The sequence below is a fragment of the Enterobacter cloacae complex sp. IR5418 genome (assembly GCF_049238105.1).
In the GTDB taxonomy this organism is placed as follows: domain Bacteria; phylum Pseudomonadota; class Gammaproteobacteria; order Enterobacterales; family Enterobacteriaceae; genus Enterobacter; species Enterobacter hormaechei.
The window spans coordinates 39,720-60,331 of sequence record NZ_JBMKHS010000013.1 but is presented as its reverse complement, the minus strand read 5'-3'; the positions used below and the strand labels follow the sequence as shown (position 1 = coordinate 60,331).

The following is a 20,612-nucleotide window of genomic DNA, read 5'->3' as shown; positions in this document are numbered from 1 at the left end:
TTAAAAAATGACGCAATTTGCTTTTGTGTTCCCGGGACAGGGCTCGCAAACCGTTGGGATGTTGTCTGAAATGGCAGCAAACTATCCGGTAATTGAAGAGACTTTCCGTGAAGCTTCTGATGCGCTGGGTTATGATCTGTGGGCGCTTACCCAACAGGGCCCCGCTGAAGAGCTGAACAAAACCTGGCAGACCCAACCGGCGCTGCTGGCAGCCTCCGTCGCATTGTGGCGCGTATGGCAGCAGCAGGGCGGCAAAGCGCCAGCGCTGATGGCGGGTCATAGCCTGGGTGAATACTCTGCGCTGGTCTGCGCAGGCGTGATTGCCTTCGCTGACGCGGTACGTCTGGTTGAATTGCGTGGTAAATTCATGCAGGAAGCGGTGCCAGAAGGCACGGGCGGCATGTCTGCCATTATTGGTCTGGATGATGCTGCTATCGCTAAAGCCTGTGAAGAATCTGCTGAAGGTCAGGTCGTTTCTCCGGTAAACTTTAACTCGCCAGGCCAGGTGGTTATCGCGGGTCATAAAGAAGCGGTTGAGCGTGCTGGTGCTGCCTGCAAAGCTGCGGGTGCAAAACGTGCACTGCCACTGCCGGTGAGCGTGCCATCCCACTGTGCGCTGATGAAGCCCGCTGCCGATAAGCTGGCGGTTGAGCTGGAAAAAATGACCTTTAACGCACCGACGATTTCCGTTGTGAATAACGTCGATGTGAAGTGCGAAACCGCACCCGACGCTATCCGTAACGCGCTGGTTCGCCAGCTTTACAGCCCGGTGCAGTGGACCAAAACCGTTGAGTTTATGGCGTCTCAGGGCGTTGAACACCTGTATGAAGTCGGCCCTGGTAAGGTCCTTACTGGCCTGACAAAACGTATTGTAGACACCCTGACTGCCTCGGCGATTAACGAGCCGGAAGCAATGAAAGCGGCACTCTCGCAATAAAAGAGGAATACCATGAGTTTTGAAGGAAAAATTGCCCTGGTGACCGGCGCTAGCCGCGGTATCGGGCGCGCTATTGCTGAAACACTGGTTGCGCGCGGCGCGACGGTGATCGGGACTGCGACCAGCGAGAATGGCGCACAGGCCATCAGCGACTATCTGGGTGCGAACGGTAAAGGTCTGGTACTGAATGTGACTGAACCAGCATCTATCGAATCTGTTCTGGAAAATATTCGCGCAGAGTTTGGCGAAGTGGATATTCTGGTCAATAATGCCGGGATCACTCGCGACAACCTGCTGATGCGAATGAAAGACGACGAGTGGAACGATATTATCGAAACCAACCTGTCATCTGTATTCCGTCTGTCAAAAGCGGTAATGCGCGCTATGATGAAAAAGCGTCATGGTCGTATTATCACTGTAGGTTCTGTGGTTGGTACCATGGGAAATGCTGGTCAGGCTAACTACGCTGCGGCGAAAGCAGGTCTGATCGGTTTCAGTAAGTCGCTGGCGCGTGAAGTCGCGTCCCGCGGAATTACTGTAAACGTTGTTGCTCCGGGCTTTATTGAAACGGACATGACGCGTGCGCTGACCGATGATCAGCGTGCGGGTACGCTGGCGGCAGTTCCAGCGGGTCGTCTTGGCGACCCTAAAGAAATCGCCAGCGCGGTTGCATTTTTAGCCTCTGACGAAGCGGGTTACATCACTGGTGAAACCCTCCACGTCAACGGCGGGATGTACATGGTTTAATCACGATCGAAAATATTTGCGTTATTTGGGCAAATGGCCTCAAAATAACGTAAAATCGTGGTAAGACCTGCCGGGATTTAGTTGCAAATTTTTCAACATTTTATACACTACGAAAACCATCGCGAAAGCGAGTTTTGATAGGAAATTTAAGAGTATGAGCACTATCGAAGAACGCGTTAAGAAAATTATCGGCGAACAGCTGGGCGTTAAGCAGGAAGAAGTTGTGAACTCCGCTTCCTTTGTTGAAGACCTGGGCGCAGATTCTCTTGACACCGTTGAGCTGGTAATGGCTCTGGAAGAAGAGTTTGATACTGAGATTCCGGACGAAGAAGCTGAGAAAATCACCACCGTTCAGGCTGCCATTGATTACATCAACGGTCACCAGGCGTAAGTGAACATCTCCAGGCGGTCATTCGACCGCCTGAGTTTTATCTTTTGTCGTCCCACGAATCTCTTTTTTTATCCCTCCCTGGAGGACAAACGTGTCTAAGCGTCGTGTAGTTGTGACCGGACTTGGCATGTTGTCTCCTGTCGGCAATACCGTAGAGTCCACCTGGAAAGCTCTCCTTGCCGGTCAGAGCGGCATCAGCCTAATCGACCATTTCGATACTAGCGCCTATGCAACGAAATTTGCTGGCTTAGTAAAGGATTTTAACTGTGAAGAGATCATCTCGCGCAAAGAACAGCGCAAGATGGATGCCTTCATTCAATATGGAATTGTCGCTGGCGTTCAGGCCATGCAGGATTCTGGCCTTGAGATTACGGAAGAGAACGCGACCCGTATCGGCGCCGCTATCGGCTCCGGGATTGGCGGTCTTGGTCTGATTGAAGAAAACCATACATCTCTGATGAATGGTGGCCCGCGTAAAATCAGCCCGTTCTTCGTTCCGTCTACCATTGTCAACATGGTGGCAGGTCACCTGACCATTATGTTCGGCCTGCGTGGCCCAAGCATCTCAATCGCGACAGCTTGTACGTCTGGCGTGCATAACATCGGCCAGGCCGCGCGTATCATCGCGTACGGCGATGCAGATGCTATGGTTGCGGGCGGCGCTGAAAAAGCCAGTACCCCACTGGGCGTCGGTGGCTTCGGTGCAGCGCGTGCGCTCTCTACCCGAAACGATAATCCTCAGGCGGCGAGCCGTCCGTGGGATAAAGACCGTGACGGTTTCGTGCTGGGTGACGGTGCAGGCATGATCGTACTGGAAGAGTACGAACACGCGAAAAAACGTGGCGCGAAAATTTATGCTGAAGTTGTTGGCTTTGGCATGAGCAGCGATGCTTATCACATGACGTCTCCTCCAGAGAACGGCGCGGGTGCTGCGCTGGCGATGGAAAACGCCATCCGTGATGCGGGCATTACGCCGGCACAGATTGGCTACGTTAACGCGCACGGCACTTCTACGCCAGCAGGCGATAAAGCAGAAGCGCAGGCGGTGAAGTCTATCTTCGGCGAATCTGCCAGCCGTGTACTGGTTAGCTCCACGAAATCCATGACCGGTCACCTGCTGGGTGCTGCGGGGGCAGTAGAGTCAATCTACTCTATTCTCGCGCTGCGCGATCAGGCTGTACCGCCAACCATCAACCTGGATAACCCGGATGAAGGTTGCGATCTGGACTTCGTACCTCACGAAGCGCGTCAGGTTAGCGGTATGGAGTACACCCTGTGTAACTCCTTCGGCTTCGGTGGCACAAACGGTTCTCTGATCTTCAAAAAGGTCTGAGTCTGATTAGTCGCTGACGATAAAAAAGGTCCGCTTGCCGGGCCTTTTTTATTAGGTGAAATCCCCTTGTCCGGCTATCCACATCCTGCCAGACTGAGCCACCACGCATAAGGAGCCACCATGTTTTTAATTAATGGCCTTGAGCAAGAAACGCTGCCAGCAAGCGACAGGGCGACCCAGTTTGGCGATGGCTGTTTCACCACTGCGCGTATTCTCAACGGTGACATATGCCTGCCTGATGCCCATATCCTTCGTTTACGAAAAGCCTGCGAGACATTACTGATCCCCTTCTCGCAGTGGGACACCCTTGAAAGTGAAATGCGGCAGCTGGCGTCAGGCAAAGCATGCGGTGTTTTGAAAGTCATCATCAGCCGCGGCAGCGGTGGCCGGGGCTATAGCGGCTCTGCCTGCCTGCGTCCCACGCGGATCCTTTCCGTTTCTGATTACCCTTCCCATTACGCGCGCTGGCGTGAAGAGGGCGTAGTCCTGGCGCTTAGCCCGGTACGTCTGGGGCGAAACCCGATGCTCGCTGGCATAAAACATCTTAACCGCCTTGAACAGGTGCTTATTCGTACTCATCTTGAGCAGACGGAGGCCGGGGAGGCGCTGGTTCTTGACAGCGAAGGGTACATTACGGAATGCTGTGCGGCTAATTTACTCTGGCGGAAGGGCAGTGACGTGTTCACGCCTTCGCTGGAGCAGGCCGGAGTCAACGGCATTATGCGGCAGTTTTGTTTGCAACAGCTGGCACGCGCAGGCTTTCGCGTTGTCGAAGTCAACGCAAAGGAAGAGGCGCTGATGGTCGCTGATGAAGTCGTTATCTGCAATGCGCTGATGCCCGTTGTGCCCGTTCGCGCTTATGGCCACAAGTGCTGGTCATCCCGCGAGCTGTTCCAGTTTTTAGCCCCGATATGTGAGCAAACCAGATAGTCATGAAGAAAATGTTGCGCTTTGTCCTTCTCCTTATTGTTGCGTTGGGTATCGCTGGCGGAGCGGGAGTATGGAAAGTTCGCCAACTGGCGGACAGTAAAATCCTGATTAAAGACGAGACGATTTTTACCCTGAAAGCGGGGACCGGGCGGCAGGCGCTTGGTCAGCAGCTGTATGGCGACAAAATTATTAACCGCCCACGCGTTTTCCAGTGGCTGCTGCGTATTGAGCCGGAACTGTCCCACTTCAAGGCGGGCACCTATCGCTTTACCCCTGGCATGACCGTGCGCGAGATGCTGCAACTGCTGGAAAGTGGTAAAGAAGCCCAGTTCCCGCTGCGTTTTGTGGAAGGTATGCGTCTGAGCGATTATCTCCGGCAGTTGCGTGACGCGCCGTACATCAAGCATACGCTGAAAGATGATCGCTACCAGACCGTGGCAGACGCCTTAAAATTCGAACATCCCGAGTGGGTTGAAGGCTGGTTCTGGCCCGATACGTGGATGTATACGGCAGGTACGACGGATGTGGCCATTCTGAAGCGCGCGCACAACAAAATGGTCGCGGCGGTAGAAGCTGCCTGGAAAGGGCGAGCGGATGGCCTGCCGTATAAAGATCAGAACCAGTTCATGACGATGGCCTCGATCATCGAGAAAGAGACGGCCGTTGCTGCCGAACGTGACCAGGTTGCTTCGGTGTTTATAAACCGTCTGCGCATCGGCATGCGTTTGCAAACCGATCCTACCGTCATCTATGGCATGGGCGAAAACTACAACGGCAGGATCTCCAGAAAAGATCTGGAGACGCCAACGGCGTATAATACCTACGTGATTAGCGGCTTGCCGCCTGGACCGATTGCGACGCCGAGTGAAGCATCGTTGAAGGCCGCCGCGCACCCGGCCAAAACGCCGTATCTCTATTTTGTGGCTGACGGAAAAGGGGGGCACACGTTTAATACCAACCTGGCCAGCCACAATCGCTCCGTTCAGGACTATCTGAAGGCACTTAAGGAAAAAAATGCGCAGTAAATACATTGTCATTGAGGGACTCGAAGGGGCGGGCAAAACCACCGCCCGTAACGTGGTGGTTGATACGCTGAAATCGCTTGGCGTCGCCGACATGGTCTTCACCCGCGAGCCGGGCGGTACGCAGCTGGCGGAAAAACTGCGCAGCCTGGTTCTGGATATCAAATCCGTTGGCGATGAAGTTATTACCGACAAAGCGGAAGTGCTGATGTTCTATGCGGCGCGCGTTCAGCTGGTAGAGACGGTGATCGCGCCCGCTCTGGCAGAAGGGAAATGGGTGATTGGCGATCGTCACGATCTCTCAACCCAGGCGTATCAGGGCGGTGGCCGGGGTATCGATCAGACCATGCTGGCTACGCTTCGCGACGCGGTTCTGGGCGATTTCCGTCCTGACCTGACGCTGTATCTGGACGTAACGCCTGAGGTGGGCCTGAAGCGCGCCCGGGCCCGCGGCGAACTGGATCGCATTGAACAGGAGTCTTTCGACTTCTTTAACCGCACCCGCGCGCGGTACCTGGAACTGGCCGGGCAGGACGATACCATTCGTACCATCGATGCGACGCAATCCCTGGAAGACGTTACGCGTGATATTCAGCAAACCGTTACGCAGTGGCTACAGGAGCAGCAGGCATGAAATGGTATCCATGGTTGCGCCCACACTTTGAACAGCTGATCGGCAGCTATCAGGTTGGTCGGGGGCATCATGCGTTACTGATCCAGGCGCTGCCGGGAATGGGGGATGATGCGCTGATTTACGCCATCACCCGCTTTCTGATGTGCCAGCAGCCGGAAGGGCATAAAAGCTGCGGTAAGTGCCGGGGTTGCCAGCTCATGCAGGCGGGTACGCATCCTGACTATTACACCCTCGAACCGGAGAAGGGCAAAAATACGCTCGGTATTGACGCGGTGCGTGAGGTTAGTGAGAAACTGTACGAATATGCGCGTCTGGGCGGGGCGAAAGTGGTGTGGCTGAAAGACGCCGCGCTGCTCACGGAAGCGGCCGCCAACGCCCTGTTAAAAACCCTGGAAGAGCCGCCAGAGAATACCTGGTTTTTCCTCTCCTGCCGTGAGCCGGAACGCTTGCTGGCGACGCTACGCAGTCGCTGCCGTCTTCACCACCTCGCTGTACCTCAGGAGTCCTGGGCGCTCGCCTGGCTTGAGCGAGAAGTGACGGTGTCACAAGATGCGGCGCGCTCGGCGTTACGCCTGTGCAGCGGCGCGCCTGCGGCTGCGCTGGCCTTATTGCAGCCGGAGGTGTGGTCCCAGCGTGAAACGCTTTGTCGTGCGGTTGAATCCGCCCTCGACAGCCACGACTGGCTTAGCGTAATGCCAGCGCTGAACAGCGATCAGGCTGCGGAACGGCTCCACTGGCTGGCTGCGCTGCTGCTGGATGCGCTCAAGATCCAGCAAGGGGCTACCCTTCTGACTAACCCTGACGTGTGGACGCTGGTCACCACGCTGGCGAATTGCCTGTCAGGGCAGTCGCTGCTCGCTATCCTTCATGATATCTGCCAGAGTCGTGAACAACTTTTGACAGTGACCGGTCTTAATCGTGAGCTTTTACTGACCGACCAGTTACTGCGTATCGAACACTACCTGCAACCGGGTGTAATACCACCGGTTTCCCACCTCTGAGAGAGACATTATGTTTTTAGTCGACTCACACTGCCATCTTGATGGCCTGGATTATCAATCCCTGCATAAAAATGTGGACGACGTGCTGGCGAAAGCCGCCGCGCGTGATGTGAAATTTTGCCTGGCTGTGGCGACCACGCTGCCGGGTTATCGCTCCATGCGTGAACTGGTTGGCGAGCGCGATAATGTCGTTTTCTCCTGTGGCGTACATCCGCTGAATCAGGACGAGGAGTATGACGTTGAGGACTTACGGCGCCTTGCCGCAGAAGAGGGCGTTGTGGCGATGGGTGAAACCGGTCTCGACTATTTCTACACCCCGGAAACAAAACCTCGCCAGCAGGAATCCTTCCGCAACCACATCCGTATTGGTCGTGAACTGAATAAGCCGGTTATCGTTCATACCCGCGATGCACGCGCCGACACGCTGGCGATCCTGCGGGAAGAAAAGGTGACGGATTGCGGTGGCGTACTACACTGTTTCACAGAAGACAGAGAAACGGCGGGTAAGCTGCTTGATTTAGGCTTTTATATCTCGTTTTCGGGGATCGTCACGTTCCGCAATGCTGAGCAACTGCGTGATGCGGCGCGTTATGTTCCGCTGGATCGTATTCTGGTGGAAACCGATTCCCCGTACCTGGCGCCGGTGCCTCATCGTGGTAAAGAGAACCAGCCAGCGATGACCCGGGATGTCGCTGAGTATATGGCCGTTCTGAAAGGTGTCAGTATTGAAGAGCTGGCTCGCGTGACGACGGAAAACTTCGCCAGCCTGTTCCATATCGACCCCGCCCGCCTGCAATCTGTCTGATACACCTGTTATTTTTAGGCTCGTAATTAATAAGTAAAACGAGTAAAGTTCACCGCCTCATTTGGGGCGGTGATGGCGTTTTTAGACACATCCAGACATGCTTTATGTAAATATCTGCAAGTTTTTTGACCGTCTTGAACTGAAACGTGATAGCCGTCAAACAAACTCAGAGGGAATTATTTTACTCTGTGTAATAAATAAAGGGCGCTTAGATGTCCTGTCCACGGCGCGGTACTCCCCCCGGGCCAATGCGTGAAAGCGTAAAAAAAGCACAAATACTCAGGAGCACTCTCAATTATGTTTAAGAATGCATTTGCTAACCTGCAAAAGGTCGGTAAATCGCTGATGCTGCCAGTATCCGTACTGCCTATCGCAGGTATCCTGCTGGGTGTCGGTTCTGCAAACTTCAGCTGGCTGCCAGCCGTAGTTTCCCACGTGATGGCCGAAGCAGGCGGTTCTGTTTTTGCTAACATGCCGCTGATCTTCGCTATCGGTGTTGCTCTGGGCTTCACCAATAACGACGGTGTATCCGCTCTGGCGTCCGTTGTTGCTTACGGCATCATGGTGAAAACCATGGCTGTGGTTGCGCCACTGGTACTGCATTTACCTGCTGAAGAGATTGCCGCTAAGCACCTGGCGGACACCGGTGTTCTCGGTGGTATTATCTCCGGTGCGATTGCAGCGTACATGTTTAACCGCTTTTATCGCATCAAGCTGCCTGAGTATCTGGGCTTCTTCGCGGGTAAACGTTTTGTGCCGATCATTTCTGGTCTGGCCGCGATTTTCACCGGTGTAGTCCTGTCCTTCATCTGGCCACCAATCGGTACGGCAATCCAGACCTTCTCTCAGTGGGCAGCTTACCAGAACCCGGTTGTGGCGTTCGGTATCTACGGCTTCATTGAGCGCTGCCTGGTACCATTTGGTCTGCACCACATCTGGAACGTTCCATTCCAGATGCAGATTGGTGAATACACCAACGCAGCAGGTCAGGTGTTCCACGGTGATATTCCTCGCTACATGGCAGGCGACCCAACGGCAGGTAAACTGTCTGGTGGCTTCCTGTTCAAAATGTACGGTCTGCCAGCCGCTGCAATTGCTATCTGGCACTCTGCTAAACCAGAGAACCGTGCAAAAGTGGGCGGTATCATGATCTCCGCAGCGCTGACCTCGTTCCTGACCGGTATCACCGAGCCGATCGAGTTCTCCTTCATGTTCGTTGCGCCGATCCTGTACATCATCCATGCGGTACTGGCAGGTCTGGCATTCCCAATCTGTATTCTGCTGGGTATGCGTGACGGTACGTCCTTCTCTCACGGCCTGATCGACTTCATCGTTCTGTCCGGTAACAGCAGCAAGCTGTGGCTGTTCCCAATCGTGGGTGCGGGCTACGCAGTGGTGTACTACACCGTCTTCCGCGTGCTGATCAAAGCACTGGACCTGAAAACTCCGGGTCGTGAAGATGCAACTGAAGACAGCAAAGCCGGTGTGACCAGCGAAATGGCACCTGCTCTGGTCGCTGCCTTCGGCGGTAAAGAAAACATCACTAACCTGGACGCGTGTATCACTCGTCTGCGTGTGAGCGTTGCCGACGTGGCGAAAGTAGACCAGCCGGGTCTGAAAAAACTGGGCGCAGCGGGCGTCGTTGTTGCAGGTTCTGGTGTTCAGGCAATCTTCGGTACGAAATCCGATAACCTGAAAACCGAAATGGATGAGTACATCCGCAACAACTAAGCTGTGACCTGGGGAGACTAAGGCAGCCGAATGGCTGCCTTTTTTATTACTGCGGTTTGTGGTGCCGGGTGGCGGCTGCGCCTTACCCGGCCTACGTGATGGGTAGGCCCGGTAAGCGCAGCGCCACCGGGCTTCTGTCACTCAGAAATCGTAGCTTGCGCTCACCGAAACGTTCAGCGGCGCGCCATACACCACATAAGATCCAACGTAGTCGTAATACTCTTTATCGAACAGGTTGTTGACGTTAGCCTGAACAGCAAAGTCTTTGGTGACCTGATAACGGCTGAACAGATTCACCAGCCCATAGCTGCCTTGCTCTGCGCGGGAGCGTCCTGCCGGGCCGCCTTCCACGTCCGTCCACACTTTATTCTGCCAGTTGACGCCACCACCCACGGTCAGTTCCGGCAGCATTGGCAATTGATAACGGGTGAACAGCTTCATGGTCGTGCGCGGCTGATCGGAGCTGACGGCGTTGCCATTCTTATCTTCTGCAATGTAACGCGTCGCGCCGAAGGTCAGTTGCCAGTTATCGGTAAGCGCACCGTTTAGCTCAAACTCAACCCCTTTGCTGACCACGCCGTCCAGCGATTCATAGATCGATTCACCGCTCGGCATGTAGGTATAGGTGTTGCTGGCGACGTTATCCTGCTCAATGCGGAAAATTGCCAGCGAGGTAGTGAGGCGGGTATTAAACCAGTCTGCCTTCACCCCGGCTTCGTAGCTTTTGCCCGTGGTCGGGTCGAGATAACGTCCGCTGGCATCGCGCTTATCCTGCGGCTGGAAGATGGAGGTATAGCTGACGTAGGTCGACCAGTCCTCATTGATGTCATACACCAGGCCAGCGTACGGCGTGACGTCATCTTTAGTGCTTTCCAGACGGGTATTCGGCGATCCTGCCGGGTTATAGCGAATGTTGTATTGGGTGTAGCGCGCGCCCAGGATCAGGTGCAGCGGATCGGCCAGCGAGAAACGCGCAGAAGAATAGGCTGAAGACTGACGAATATCATCCTTGCTGTAGAGTTTCCACGGCGTCCACTGCGGATCGGCAATGTTCCCGTTCCAGTTCTTAAAGTTGCCGACATCAACCATGCCGTATACCGCATCCGGCATGGTATTGTCGTAATGGTTACGCTGACGGCTGAAGCTGCCGCCGAACATCATTTCGTGCTGACGGCCAAAGAGATCGAAGCCGCCACGCAGGAAGGCGTCAACCGCATCCTGTTTACGTTCCCCGCGGTTCCAGCCGCCATAACCCACCAGGCCCGCGCCGGTCTCTTTATCCGGATAGCCGGACATATACATCAGTTTGGAGTCGAACTTGGTTTCAGCATGCATGCCGTTGATGTGCGCTTCCCAGCCATTATCGAAACGCTGAGTCAGGTTTGCGAAGATGCGGGTGCTGTCTTTATCTGAATAAGCCCAGTCAGGTGCGACGGTCTGGCTGCGATTGTAGTGGGTCTTACTTCCGTCGCTGTACCAGGTCGGCAGTCCGCCCCATGTCGGGTCGGCGGTATGGCTTTCCTGATACTCATACCCTACCGAGAGGGTCGTGCTGTCGGTGACATCCGCGTCCATCACACCGTAGAGGAATTTTTTCCGGTAGTGGTAGTTATCCACGAAGCTGTCGTTGTCCTGATAACCGGTGATCAGACGGCCCCGTACCTTACCTGACTCAACCAGCGGCGCCTGGAGATCCAGCACGTAGCGCTGCTTGTCCCAGCTGCCGTAGCTGGCGGAGACGTTACCTTTAAATTCCGGGCTGTCCGCATGCTTACGCACCATATTAACGTATGCCGCCGGGTTGCCCGTGCCGGACATCAGGCCAGTGGCACCGCGGACTACTTCGATGCGGTCATAAATCGCGGTATCGGCGGCGGTATCACCAAAGTTCCACACTTCACTGATAGACGTCGGCAGGTCGTCGTAGGCGTAGTTGCTGACGAAAAACCCACGTGAGTAGAACACGGTACGGTCGCTGTCCTGCACCTGCGCCGTAATGCCCGTGGTGTTCGTCAGCACCTGTCCGATGGATTGCAGATTCTGGTCAGCCATACGCTGCTGGCTGATAACGCTGACGGACTGCGGAATATCGCGAGGGACCAGCAGCAGTTTAGTGCCGGTGGTGGTGGTTTTTACGCTGTAATCCTGGTCCTGGCTGGCAGACAGATCCTGTGTGTTGTCAAAACCGCCATCAACGACAACGGTATCTTCGGTTGTAGAGGCAGCGAAAGCGGTGGTTTGCGTCAATGCCATAGCAATGCAGGCGGCCAGCAACGAAGGTGTTGCGGCAGGCTGACGTTGCCCATCCCTGGTGTGATTAATGAAAGACATCATCAAACCCTTAGTGAATGGTGAAGGTAGTTCGCGACAGTCCCGCTAGCACGGGCTGAAGTCGTTTTCTATGTTAAAAATGCGCATGAAAATGCAAATGCGAAATATACGCATTGTGATTAACGCTGTAAACAGATGTTTCGGGATGAACTGAAATCAGGTTTCAGAAAAGAAATGTCCTAAAGCGATGCCTCTTCAGCCAGATGGGGGCCAATCAGGAAAGAAATCACGGGAGAAGGTTGAAAGGACAGGAGAAACTCGCTCATACTCTTGTCTTGTGTCACACAGTAAAACAGTCAATGTGTGTTAACAACGGACGCACGACGCCAGATTAAACTTAAAAGGAAAAGGTCATGGCTGAAGAAACGATTTTCAGTAAAATTATCCGCCGCGAAATTCCGTCGGATATTGTCTATCAGGATGAACTGGTCACGGCTTTCCGCGACATTTCTCCCCAGGCGCCGACGCACATTCTTATTATTCCCAATATTCTGATCCCGACCGTCAATGACGTTAAAACCGAGCATGAAGTGGCGCTAGGTCGTATGCTTACGGTGGCCGCGAAAATCGCCGAGCAGGAAGGGATTGCTGAAGACGGATACCGTCTGATCATGAACTGTAATCGCCATGGCGGGCAGGAAGTCTATCATATTCATATGCATCTGCTGGGTGGACGTCCACTGGGACCGATGCTGGCACATAAAGGTCTTTAATATGTTTATTGGGCGTATTGCAGCGCTGATCGTAACGCTGGTCATGGTTGGGTGCAGCGCGCGTCCCGCCATCCCGGTCAGTGAGGAACAGACGCTGGTGATGGAGTCCTCAGTACTTGCTGCGGGCATCACGGCGGAGAAGCCTTCGCTGACCATAAGCGAAATTCAGTCTTCTGCCTCCTCTACGCTCTATAACGAAAGGCAAGAGCCAGTGACGGTGCATTATCGCTTCTACTGGTATGACGTGAGAGGTCTTGAGATGCACCCGCTTGAGGCGCCGCGCAGCGTGACGATCCCGGCAAGATCGTCGGTTACGCTTTACGGCAGCGCCAGCTATCTGGGTGCACATAAGGTGAGACTTTATCTTTATTTGTAAGGAGTGAACCTTGATTAAAACAATGAGCCGTTATGCGCTCCTGAGTGCCTTTGCACTCTTTCTGGCGGGTTGTGTGACGCGAACGGAAGAACCTGCACCGGTAGATCAGGCGAAGCCGGGAACGGAACAGCCAACAACCCCAGCGCAACCTGTTCCAACCGTGCCGTCTGTACCGACCATCCCGGCACAGCCTGGTCCGATCGAACATCCGGACGACACCGCACAGCCTGCGCCGCGAGTACGTCACTATGACTGGAACGGTGCAATGCAGCCGATGGTAGGCAAAATGTTGCAGGCGCAGGGCGTTACGCCTGGCAGCGTGTTGCTGGTGGACAGCGTGAACAACCGTACAAATGGTTCCCTGAATGCGGGAGAAGCGACGGAAACCCTGCGTAACGCGCTGGCGAATAACGGTAAATTTACGCTGGTCTCAGCCCAGCAGCTCGCGGTGGCTAAGCAGCAGCTTGGCCTGTCGCCTCAGGACAGCCTGGGTTCCCGCAGTAAAGCGATCGGTATTGCCCGCAACGTAGGCGCGCAGTATGTCCTTTATTCTAACGCGACAGGCAACGTGAACACGCCGTCGTTGCAGATGCAGTTAATGCTGGTGCAGACCGGCGAAATTATCTGGTCAGGTAAAGGTGTCGTTACGCAACAATAAGCGCACGCGTCATGATGTCCTGACGCGCTATTTCCCTCAGTACCGTGTTATCGCGCCGCAAGCCCCCGCCGGGCTTGGCGGCGCGAGTTGCATTATTGAGCGTGGCGACCATCGGCTGGTTTTACGCCAGCATCACGATGCCGCCGCGCCTGCCTCCCATTTTCGTCGCCAGTTCCGCGCCCTGAAGCGCCTGCCCGCCGACCTTGCACCGCAACCGCATCTTTTTATCAGAGACTGGATGGCGGTGCAGTTTATTGCGGGTGAGATCAAAAGCGAGCTACCCGATACGCCCACGCTGGCAGCCATGCTGTATCATCTGCATCGCCAGCCGCGTCTGGGCTGGCGGGTAATGTTGCTCCCCTTGCTGGAACGCTACTGGCAGCAGGCTGCGCCTGAACGACGCACTCCTTACTGGCTGGCGCAGCTTAAGCGGCTGCGCAGAGCGGGCGAGCCGCAGGCGTTACGCCTGGCGCCGCTGCATATGGATGTCCACGCGGGGAATATCGTTCATACCACGGCGGGCGAGAAACTTATCGACTGGGAGTATGTCGGGGACGGTGACGTGGCGCTCGAACTCGCTGCGGTCTGGATGCCAGATGAGGCCTCGCGCGAGCAGCTTGTGATCGCCTATGCCCGAAACGCCAACTTCAATGCGCTCACCCTTGCGCGGCAGGTCGCGCGGTGGCGTCCGTGGGTGCTGATGCTGATGGCGGGATGGTTTGAAATGCGCCTTCAGCAGACACGTGACAAACAATTTATTGCGCTGGCAAATGATGCCTGGCGTCAGTTACAAACGAAAGGATAAGAGAGGTTGGTGTGGGTCCAGTAATGTTGGATGTTGAAGGGTTTGAGCTGGATGCGGAAGAGCGCGAAATTCTGGCGCACCCGCTGGTCGGGGGGCTGATACTTTTCACCCGCAATTATCATGATCCGGAGCAGTTACGTGAGCTGGTTCGCCAGATCCGCGCGGCGTCACGCAATCACCTGGTGGTGGCCGTAGACCAGGAAGGGGGACGCGTGCAGCGTTTCCGCGAAGGCTTTACCCGTTTACCCGCCGCGCAATCTTTTGCTGCGCTGCTGGGGACCGAAGAGGGCGGTCAACTGGCGCAGGACGCTGGCTGGCTGATGGCCAGCGAGATGATCGCCATGGATATCGACATCAGCTTCGCCCCGGTGCTGGACGTAGGACACATTAGTGCGGCAATTGGTGAGCGTTCGTATCATGAAAATCCGCGTATCGCGCTGGCCATGGCGACGCGCTTCATCGACGGTATGCACGATGCGGGCATGAAAACCACCGGCAAACATTTCCCGGGCCACGGGGCGGTAACGGCGGATTCCCATAAAGAAACTCCGCATGACCCGCGCCCGGAAGCCGACATTCGCGCGAAAGACATGTCTGTTTTCCGCTCGCTGATTTCCGATAACAAGCTGGATGCCATCATGCCAGCGCACGTCATCTACAGTGAGGTCGATCCGCGTCCGGCCAGCGGTTCTCCGCACTGGCTGAAAACCGTGCTGCGTCAGGAGTTAGGCTTCAATGGCGTGATTTTCTCTGACGATTTATCCATGGAAGGGGCGGCGATCATGGGCAGCTATGCTGAACGTGGGCAGGCATCTCTCGATGCGGGTTGCGATATGATCCTCGTCTGCAATAATCGTAAAGGGGCGGTGAGCGTGCTGGATAACCTGTCGCCGATCAATGCTGAACGTGTTACACAATTGTATCATAAAGGTTCATTTAGTCGTCAGGAGCTGATGGACTCGGCGCGCTGGAAAACAGTAAACGCCCGGCTTGAAGCCCTGAACGAGCGCTGGCAAGCACATAAAGCAGCCCTTTAATTCATCCCGGAAGGCGTAGCGTGGTGAGACGATGATCATCTATTTACACGGTTTTGACTCAAACAGTCCTGGTAATCATGAGAAAGTGCTGCAATTGCAGTTTATCGATCCGGATGTCCGGCTGATCAGTTACAGCACACGTCATCCGAAGCATGACATGCAACATCTGCTGAAAGAAGTGGACAAAATGTTGCAGCTCAATATCGACGATCGCCCGCTAATCTGCGGCGTGGGGTTGGGGGGATACTGGGCAGAGCGTATCGGTTTTTTGTGCGATATCCGTCAGGTCATTTTTAACCCTAACCTGTTTCCAAACGAAAACATGGAAGGCAAGATTGACCGTCCGGAAGAGTACGCCGATATCGCAACCAAATGCGTGAGCAATTTCCGTGAAAAGAACCGCGACCGGTGCCTGGTGATCCTCTCCCGCAACGATGAGGCGCTGAACAGCTCCCGCGCCGCCGAGCTTCTGCATCATTACTACGAAATTGTCTGGGACGAAGAGCAGACCCACAAATTCAAAAACATTTCGCCGCATTTGCAGCGCATTAAAGCCTTCAAAACGCTGGGCTGACCTCCCTGAACCTGACAAAGGCCCGGTACGTGAAAGCGTGCCGGGCCTCTTTTTTGTCAGACTTGTCTACTTTTAAACCATCAAAACTTGATACATATCAATTTTGGTATGACCAATGCGCCTGACGTGCTATTCTCAATGAATCTGAATGGTTTCAGCGCAGTAACCTGTTGTTAATTAAGGGTTATTTATATAACTTTTAATTAACAATTGGTTAATAATTTGAGGGGGTCACGTTGACTACGCCATTGAAAAAGATAGTGATTGTCGGCGGTGGTGCTGGCGGACTGGAGCTGGCGACACAGCTGGGTAAGAAGCTGGGGCGCGGTAAGAAAGCCAAAATCACGCTGGTGGATCGTAACCATAGCCACCTGTGGAAGCCGCTGCTGCACGAAGTGGCGACCGGGTCGCTGGATGAGGGTGTGGATGCGCTGAGCTATCTGGCGCATGCGCGTAACCACCATTTCCAGTTCCAGCTGGGTTCGGTGGTGGACATCAACCGTGAAAACAAAACCATCACGCTGGCTGAGCTGCGCGATGATAAAGGCGAGCTGCTGGTTCCTGAGCGCAAGCTGGCCTATGACACGCTGGTGATGGCCCTGGGCAGCACCTCTAACGACTTCAACACCCCGGGCGTGAAAGAGCACTGCATCTTCCTGGATAACCCGCATCAGGCGCGTCGTTTCCATCAGGAGATGCTTAACCTGTTCCTGAAGTACACCAATAATATGGGTGCCAACGGCAAGGTTAACATTGCTATCGTGGGTGGCGGCGCAACGGGCGTTGAGTTATCGGCTGAGCTGCATAGCGCGGTGAAACAGCTGCACAGCTATGGCTACAAAGGGCTAACTAACGAAGCGCTGAATGTGACGCTGGTGGAGGCGGGTGAACGCATTCTGCCTGCGCTGCCGCCGCGTATTTCCGGCGCGGCGCACAACGAGCTGACCAAACTGGGCGTACGCGTACTGACCCAGACCATGGTGACGAGTGCGGATGAGGGCGGCCTGCATACCAAAGACGGCGAATACATCCAGGCCGACCTGATGGTCTGGGCCGCGGGGATCAAAGCGCCTGATTTCATGAAAGATATCGGTGGGCTGGAGACGAACCGCATTAACCAGCTGGTGACAGAGCCGACGCTGCAAACCACGCGCGATCCTGAAATCTTTGCCATCGGCGACTGTGCCTCCTGCGCACGTCCGGAAGGCGGGTTTGTACCGCCTCGCGCTCAGGCCGCGCACCAGATGGCAAGCCTCGTGCTGCATAACATCCTGGCGCAGATGAAAGGCAAGCCGATGAAAGCCTATGTCTACAAAGATCATGGCTCTCTGGTATCGCTTTCAAACTTCTCCACCGTGGGCAGCCTGATGGGCAACCTGATGCGCGGCTCCATGATGGTGGAAGGGCGCATCGCCCGCTTCGTGTACATTTCTCTGTACCGTATGCACCAGATTGCGCTGCACGGCTACTTCAAAACCGGCCTGATGATGCTGGTCGGCCGCATCAACCGCGTGATCCGCCCACGCCTGAAGCTGCACTAATTTCTCTCTCCCTCCGGGCTCTCCGGAGGGAATTTTCAGCACATCATGCTGTTCATCTCGCTCCAGACCCCTTAAGAGTTCTCCTAAACAGACGCTATCCCAGCTCATCGCCCCGGTTTTTGATCCTTTATCTTATTGGCGAAGCGTTTACTGCGCTGCAAAATTGCTACCAATTGCAACAAAGGAGGAAGTCCCGTGAATAAATCAATGTTGGCGGGTATAGGGATTGGCGTCGCTGCTGCGTTAGGTGTGGCTGCCGTTGCCAGTCTGAACGTACTTGATCGTGGCCCGCAGTATGCGCAGGTGGTTTCCGCTACTCCGATCAAAGAGACGGTCAAGACACCTCGTCAGGAGTGCCGTAATGTTTCTGTCACCCATCGTCGTCCGGTTCAGGATGAAAACCGTATCGCTGGCTCCGTGCTGGGTGCGGTAGCAGGTGGGGTGATTGGTCATCAGTTTGGTGGTGGCCGTGGTAAGGATGTTGCGACCGTTGTCGGTGCGCTGGGTGGCGGTTATGCCGGTAACCAGGTGCAGGGCGCGATGCAGGAAAATGATACCTACACCACAACGCAGCAACGGTGTAAAACCGTGTATGACAAGTCTGAAAAAATGCTGGGTTACGACGTAACCTACAAAATTGGCGATCAGCAGGGGAAAATCCGCATGGATAAAGATCCGGGCACGCAGATCCCTCTCGACGGTAATGGTCAGCTGATACTGAATAACAAAGTGTAAAAAAGATGTTCTCTGAACTTAGCTCCTCATGCGCTCAGGCTGAGGAGCTTTTTTTTGCGTCAGAGTTTAAGCAGTTCAGGCCACAGGCGCAGCGTGGTTTGCGTAATCCCCTGCAATTTTTCCAGCGTTGCCCCTTCACGGGCACTGATGGACATCCCCTGTAAAATACAGCTCAGATACCGGGCAAGCTCCTGCGGACGGCAATGCGCCGGGATTTCGCCGCGCTGCTGACGCTGAGCCAGAAACGTGCTGAGCGTCTCCTCCTGCATCGCATGCCGGGATTTAACCGTATTGGCTATCTCCTTAGACGATGCCGCAAGGGTGGCGGAGGTGTTGATCATAAAACAGCCCGCAGGCGTGTCTTTACTGGTATAGCAGGATGCGATTGCCGTGAAATAATCCTGCAAAGCCTGCTCAACGGATTTTTCTTCGCAGAACAGCTGGGCTTCATGTTTTGCCGCGAAGCGCGAGATGTATCTGTCCAGAACGGCCCGGAATAAGCCTTCTTTGTTGGTGAACTCTGCGTACAGGGTAGGGGCTTTCGCGCCCGTCGCTTCCACCAGATCGGAAAGCGACGTGGCTTCATACCCATGCTGCCAGAAGAGCGTCATGGCCTTATCGAGCGCCGCATCCCTGTCGAACACTTTTGGTCGGCCACGGCTTTTCTTTGCGCAACGCGTGACATCGGTTGTCATGTGCCGTTGGTCCTCTGTTGTTTTGTTGAATAATCATTATAAAAATAAACGCCTGCGACGACCAGCGGTGATTTCTGAAAAATAATTTAATTTTATCTTTATGAAATATAAGGCAAATGAAATTAATTTAACGGTTGTTATAAAAATGAGTTGATGTGTGACCTGGATCACACCTATCATTTACCTATCGATCGTTAACTACATAACTAACGACCACTACATCATCTGCCTAAAGGTACAAAATCATGAAAAACGTTAAAACCCTCATCGCTGCCGCTGTTCTGAGTTCACTCTCTTTCGCAAGTTTCGCTGCTGTTGAAGTGCAATCTACTCCAGCAGACCAGCAAAAAGTCGGTACCATTTCTGCCACAGCCGGGACTAACCTGGGCTCACTGGAAGATCAGCTGGCGCAAAAAGCTGACGAAATGGGTGCGAAATCATTCCGCATCACCTCTGTGACCGGTCCTAACACCCTGCACGGTACCGCAGTTATCTACAAATAAGCGTAACGCAACCCTCCGTTATGCCACTGCAATAAAAAACGCCCTACATTAGCAGGGCGTTTGTCGTTCTAACCGTTCTACATTGATTGCTGAACAACCTCATTATGTCGCGTGACATCGGTTGGCATACCCGAGCGCGCTTCCATCGCCCGCTCCATTACCGCGCCATCGGTGTTGGCGTTCGTTTTAAAGCTCACCATCGACGCATTCAGGTTAATCGGCAGCGTCTGCGGATCGTCATTGATATTTTTCGACAAAGGCTGGTGGATCTCAACCAGACGGACGCCACCCGGCTCTTCAGACACTTTAATCGGGGTATTGATGATATTTACTTTTGTGCCAGGAGAGATCACGCGGTAGAGCGTTTTGATGTCGTCATCACGCAGGCGAATACAGCCGGAACTGACGCGCATTCCGATCCCGAAATCCGCATTCGTGCCGTGCAGAAGATAAACCCCACCGTAGGCCGCCAGGCGGATCGCATGGTGCCCCATCGGGTTATCCGGGCCAGCGGGCACCACGGCAGGAAGATCGATACCTTGTGCTTTATAACGGGCGCGAATGTTTGCCGTCGGGGTCCAGGTGGGATTCGCGCGCTTATCAGAGACGGTGGTGACCATGGTAGGCGTGAGCGTATCGCCCCCCAGCTGACCAATACCGATAGGGTAGACGGTCACTTCATTCTTGCCCGGTGGGTAGTAATACAGACGCAGCTCGGCGAGGTTAATCACAATGCCCTGACGCGGCGCGTCCGGCAGGATGGTTTGCAGCGGAATCGTCAGTACGCTGCCCGCCCGGGGTACATACGGATCAACGCCCGGATTGGCCTGCAACAGTGCCAGGAACCCGACGTTATATTTTTTGGCAATCGCTTCCAGCGAACCGCCATCGTTTTCAACCACGTGAAAGCGGTTTTCACCTACGACGTTGCTGCCAGCAGGCGGGAGAGGCCAGGTATTGGCGCGAGCAGGGAGCGCGACGGCAACCGTCGCGGCCAGCGCAAACAGAGTCAGCCAGCGGGTAAAACGCGAAGAGGTCATCATTATCATAATCCATATAAATGATAAGGTTATTGTTTTATAAGGCGTTAATGATAATTATGGCGAATGTATA

At 54.5% G+C, this 20,612-nt stretch carries 22 protein-coding genes; 19 read left to right on the top strand and 3 right to left on the bottom strand.

Features of this window, described 5'->3' with window-relative positions; genetic code table 11:
* The first annotated feature begins 7 nt into the window (after positions 1–7).
* The 10 genes from fabD to ptsG all read left to right on the top strand — a co-directional run bounded on the left by fabD (position 8) and on the right by ptsG (position 9,531).
* Complete coding sequence (fabD, locus tag ACOTX7_RS12375; protein WP_006809252.1) at positions 8–937, top strand: ACP S-malonyltransferase; 930 nt, start codon at positions 8–10, stop codon at positions 935–937.
* Positions 938–949: 12 nt separating this feature from the next.
* Positions 950–1,684, top strand: a complete 735-nt coding sequence (gene fabG / locus ACOTX7_RS12370; protein WP_006809251.1) for a 3-oxoacyl-ACP reductase FabG — start codon at positions 950–952, stop codon at positions 1,682–1,684.
* Positions 1,685–1,838: 154 nt separating this feature from the next.
* Complete coding sequence (gene acpP / locus ACOTX7_RS12365; protein WP_003857954.1) at positions 1,839–2,075, top strand: acyl carrier protein; 237 nt, start codon at positions 1,839–1,841, stop codon at positions 2,073–2,075.
* Between the two features lie 91 nt (positions 2,076–2,166).
* Positions 2,167–3,408 carry a beta-ketoacyl-ACP synthase II gene (fabF, locus tag ACOTX7_RS12360; protein WP_003857950.1) on the top strand — a complete coding sequence of 414 codons (1,242 nt, stop codon included), beginning with the start codon at positions 2,167–2,169 and terminating at the stop codon, positions 3,406–3,408.
* Positions 3,409–3,528: 120 nt separating this feature from the next.
* Positions 3,529–4,338, top strand: a complete 810-nt coding sequence (gene pabC / locus ACOTX7_RS12355) for an aminodeoxychorismate lyase (protein ID WP_221255798.1) — start codon at positions 3,529–3,531, stop codon at positions 4,336–4,338.
* A gap of 2 nt (positions 4,339–4,340) precedes the next feature.
* Complete coding sequence (gene yceG, locus ACOTX7_RS12350; protein WP_047353541.1) at positions 4,341–5,363, top strand: cell division protein YceG; 1,023 nt, start codon at positions 4,341–4,343, stop codon at positions 5,361–5,363.
* The gene (gene tmk / locus ACOTX7_RS12345) at positions 5,353–5,994 is read left to right on the top strand and encodes a dTMP kinase (protein WP_221255799.1); all 642 of its coding nucleotides are present in this window, start codon (positions 5,353–5,355) and stop codon (positions 5,992–5,994) included. The genes yceG and tmk overlap by 11 nt, the downstream gene beginning before the upstream one ends.
* Positions 5,991–6,995, top strand: coding sequence for a DNA polymerase III subunit delta' (holB, locus tag ACOTX7_RS12340; RefSeq protein ID WP_221255800.1), 1,005 nt, complete (start codon positions 5,991–5,993; stop codon positions 6,993–6,995). The genes tmk and holB overlap by 4 nt, the downstream gene beginning before the upstream one ends.
* 10 nt (positions 6,996–7,005) lie before the next feature.
* A complete protein-coding gene (locus ACOTX7_RS12335) occupies positions 7,006–7,800 on the top strand; it encodes a metal-dependent hydrolase (protein ID WP_006809246.1) in 795 nt (264 codons plus the stop codon).
* A 297-nt stretch (positions 7,801–8,097) separates the two neighbouring features.
* Entirely contained in the window at positions 8,098–9,531 is a 1,434-nt protein-coding gene (gene ptsG / locus ACOTX7_RS12330; protein ID WP_006809245.1) for a PTS glucose transporter subunit IIBC, read from the top strand.
* A gap of 141 nt (positions 9,532–9,672) precedes the next feature.
* On the opposite strand, the gene fhuE is transcribed toward ptsG, so the two are convergent.
* Complete coding sequence (fhuE, locus tag ACOTX7_RS12325) at positions 9,673–11,862, bottom strand: ferric-rhodotorulic acid/ferric-coprogen receptor FhuE (protein WP_221257228.1); 2,190 nt, start codon at positions 11,860–11,862, stop codon at positions 9,673–9,675.
* A 353-nt stretch (positions 11,863–12,215) separates the two neighbouring features.
* Here fhuE and hinT point away from each other — a divergent pair, with 353 nt between their 5' ends.
* The 8 genes from hinT to ACOTX7_RS12285 all read left to right on the top strand — a co-directional run bounded on the left by hinT (position 12,216) and on the right by ACOTX7_RS12285 (position 18,301).
* Positions 12,216–12,575 (top strand): purine nucleoside phosphoramidase, encoded by a 360-nt coding sequence (gene hinT / locus ACOTX7_RS12320; RefSeq protein ID WP_006809243.1) that lies wholly within the window; start codon positions 12,216–12,218, stop codon positions 12,573–12,575.
* Between the two features lies 1 nt (position 12,576).
* Complete coding sequence (locus tag ACOTX7_RS12315) at positions 12,577–12,951, top strand: YcfL family protein (RefSeq protein WP_006809242.1); 375 nt, start codon at positions 12,577–12,579, stop codon at positions 12,949–12,951.
* A gap of 13 nt (positions 12,952–12,964) precedes the next feature.
* Positions 12,965–13,609 carry a penicillin-binding protein activator LpoB gene (lpoB, locus tag ACOTX7_RS12310; protein ID WP_221257229.1) on the top strand — a complete coding sequence of 215 codons (645 nt, stop codon included), beginning with the start codon at positions 12,965–12,967 and terminating at the stop codon, positions 13,607–13,609.
* Positions 13,590–14,414 carry a thiamine kinase gene (gene thiK / locus ACOTX7_RS12305; protein WP_221255801.1) on the top strand — a complete coding sequence of 275 codons (825 nt, stop codon included), beginning with the start codon at positions 13,590–13,592 and terminating at the stop codon, positions 14,412–14,414. Before lpoB ends, thiK begins: the two co-directional genes overlap by 20 nt.
* Before the next feature lie 11 nt (positions 14,415–14,425).
* A complete protein-coding gene (gene nagZ, locus ACOTX7_RS12300) occupies positions 14,426–15,451 on the top strand; it encodes a beta-N-acetylhexosaminidase (RefSeq protein ID WP_221255802.1) in 1,026 nt (341 codons plus the stop codon).
* A 31-nt stretch (positions 15,452–15,482) separates the two neighbouring features.
* Positions 15,483–16,025 (top strand): alpha/beta hydrolase YcfP, encoded by a 543-nt coding sequence (gene ycfP, locus ACOTX7_RS12295; RefSeq protein WP_006809239.1) that lies wholly within the window; start codon positions 15,483–15,485, stop codon positions 16,023–16,025.
* 236 nt (positions 16,026–16,261) lie between these two features.
* Complete coding sequence (locus ACOTX7_RS12290; RefSeq protein ID WP_221255803.1) at positions 16,262–17,566, top strand: NAD(P)/FAD-dependent oxidoreductase; 1,305 nt, start codon at positions 16,262–16,264, stop codon at positions 17,564–17,566.
* A 195-nt stretch (positions 17,567–17,761) separates the two neighbouring features.
* A complete protein-coding gene (locus ACOTX7_RS12285) occupies positions 17,762–18,301 on the top strand; it encodes a glycine zipper 2TM domain-containing protein (protein ID WP_006809237.1) in 540 nt (179 codons plus the stop codon).
* Between the two features lie 59 nt (positions 18,302–18,360).
* On the opposite strand, the gene comR is transcribed toward ACOTX7_RS12285, so the two are convergent.
* Positions 18,361–18,996, bottom strand: a complete 636-nt coding sequence (gene comR / locus ACOTX7_RS12280) for a TetR family copper-responsive transcriptional repressor ComR (protein ID WP_006809236.1) — start codon at positions 18,994–18,996, stop codon at positions 18,361–18,363.
* Positions 18,997–19,241: 245 nt separating this feature from the next.
* On the opposite strand from comR, the gene bhsA reads away from it, so the two are divergent.
* Positions 19,242–19,499, top strand: a complete 258-nt coding sequence (gene bhsA, locus ACOTX7_RS12275; RefSeq protein WP_006809234.1) for a multiple stress resistance protein BhsA — start codon at positions 19,242–19,244, stop codon at positions 19,497–19,499.
* Positions 19,500–19,576: 77 nt separating this feature from the next.
* Here bhsA and ldtC read toward each other — a convergent pair whose 3' ends face one another.
* The gene (ldtC, locus tag ACOTX7_RS12270; protein ID WP_221255805.1) at positions 19,577–20,542 is read right to left on the bottom strand and encodes a L,D-transpeptidase LdtC; all 966 of its coding nucleotides are present in this window, start codon (positions 20,540–20,542) and stop codon (positions 19,577–19,579) included.
* Between the last annotated feature and the right edge of the window lie 70 nt (positions 20,543–20,612).

What these genes read in the sequence shown, in the direction of transcription:
- ACOTX7_RS12315 (WP_006809242.1), top strand. Translation starts at nt 12,577, where the DNA reads ATGTTTATTGGGCGTATTGCAGCGCTGATCGTAACGCTGGTCATGGTT.
- ycfP (WP_006809239.1), top strand. Translation starts at nt 15,483, where the DNA reads ATGATCATCTATTTACACGGTTTTGACTCAAACAGTCCTGGTAATCAT.
- fabG (WP_006809251.1), top strand. Translation starts at nt 950, where the DNA reads ATGAGTTTTGAAGGAAAAATTGCCCTGGTGACCGGCGCTAGCCGCGGT.
- fhuE (WP_221257228.1), bottom strand. Translation starts at nt 11,862, where the DNA reads ATGTCTTTCATTAATCACACCAGGGATGGGCAACGTCAGCCTGCCGCA.
- yceG (WP_047353541.1), top strand. Translation starts at nt 4,341, where the DNA reads ATGAAGAAAATGTTGCGCTTTGTCCTTCTCCTTATTGTTGCGTTGGGT.
- fabD (WP_006809252.1), top strand. Translation starts at nt 8, where the DNA reads ATGACGCAATTTGCTTTTGTGTTCCCGGGACAGGGCTCGCAAACCGTT.
- ACOTX7_RS12335 (WP_006809246.1), top strand. Translation starts at nt 7,006, where the DNA reads ATGTTTTTAGTCGACTCACACTGCCATCTTGATGGCCTGGATTATCAA.
- pabC (WP_221255798.1), top strand. Translation starts at nt 3,529, where the DNA reads ATGTTTTTAATTAATGGCCTTGAGCAAGAAACGCTGCCAGCAAGCGAC.
- ptsG (WP_006809245.1), top strand. Translation starts at nt 8,098, where the DNA reads ATGTTTAAGAATGCATTTGCTAACCTGCAAAAGGTCGGTAAATCGCTG.
- acpP (WP_003857954.1), top strand. Translation starts at nt 1,839, where the DNA reads ATGAGCACTATCGAAGAACGCGTTAAGAAAATTATCGGCGAACAGCTG.
- bhsA (WP_006809234.1), top strand. Translation starts at nt 19,242, where the DNA reads ATGAAAAACGTTAAAACCCTCATCGCTGCCGCTGTTCTGAGTTCACTC.
- comR (WP_006809236.1), bottom strand. Translation starts at nt 18,996, where the DNA reads ATGACAACCGATGTCACGCGTTGCGCAAAGAAAAGCCGTGGCCGACCA.
- holB (WP_221255800.1), top strand. Translation starts at nt 5,991, where the DNA reads ATGAAATGGTATCCATGGTTGCGCCCACACTTTGAACAGCTGATCGGC.
- tmk (WP_221255799.1), top strand. Translation starts at nt 5,353, where the DNA reads ATGCGCAGTAAATACATTGTCATTGAGGGACTCGAAGGGGCGGGCAAA.
- ldtC (WP_221255805.1), bottom strand. Translation starts at nt 20,542, where the DNA reads ATGATGACCTCTTCGCGTTTTACCCGCTGGCTGACTCTGTTTGCGCTG.
- hinT (WP_006809243.1), top strand. Translation starts at nt 12,216, where the DNA reads ATGGCTGAAGAAACGATTTTCAGTAAAATTATCCGCCGCGAAATTCCG.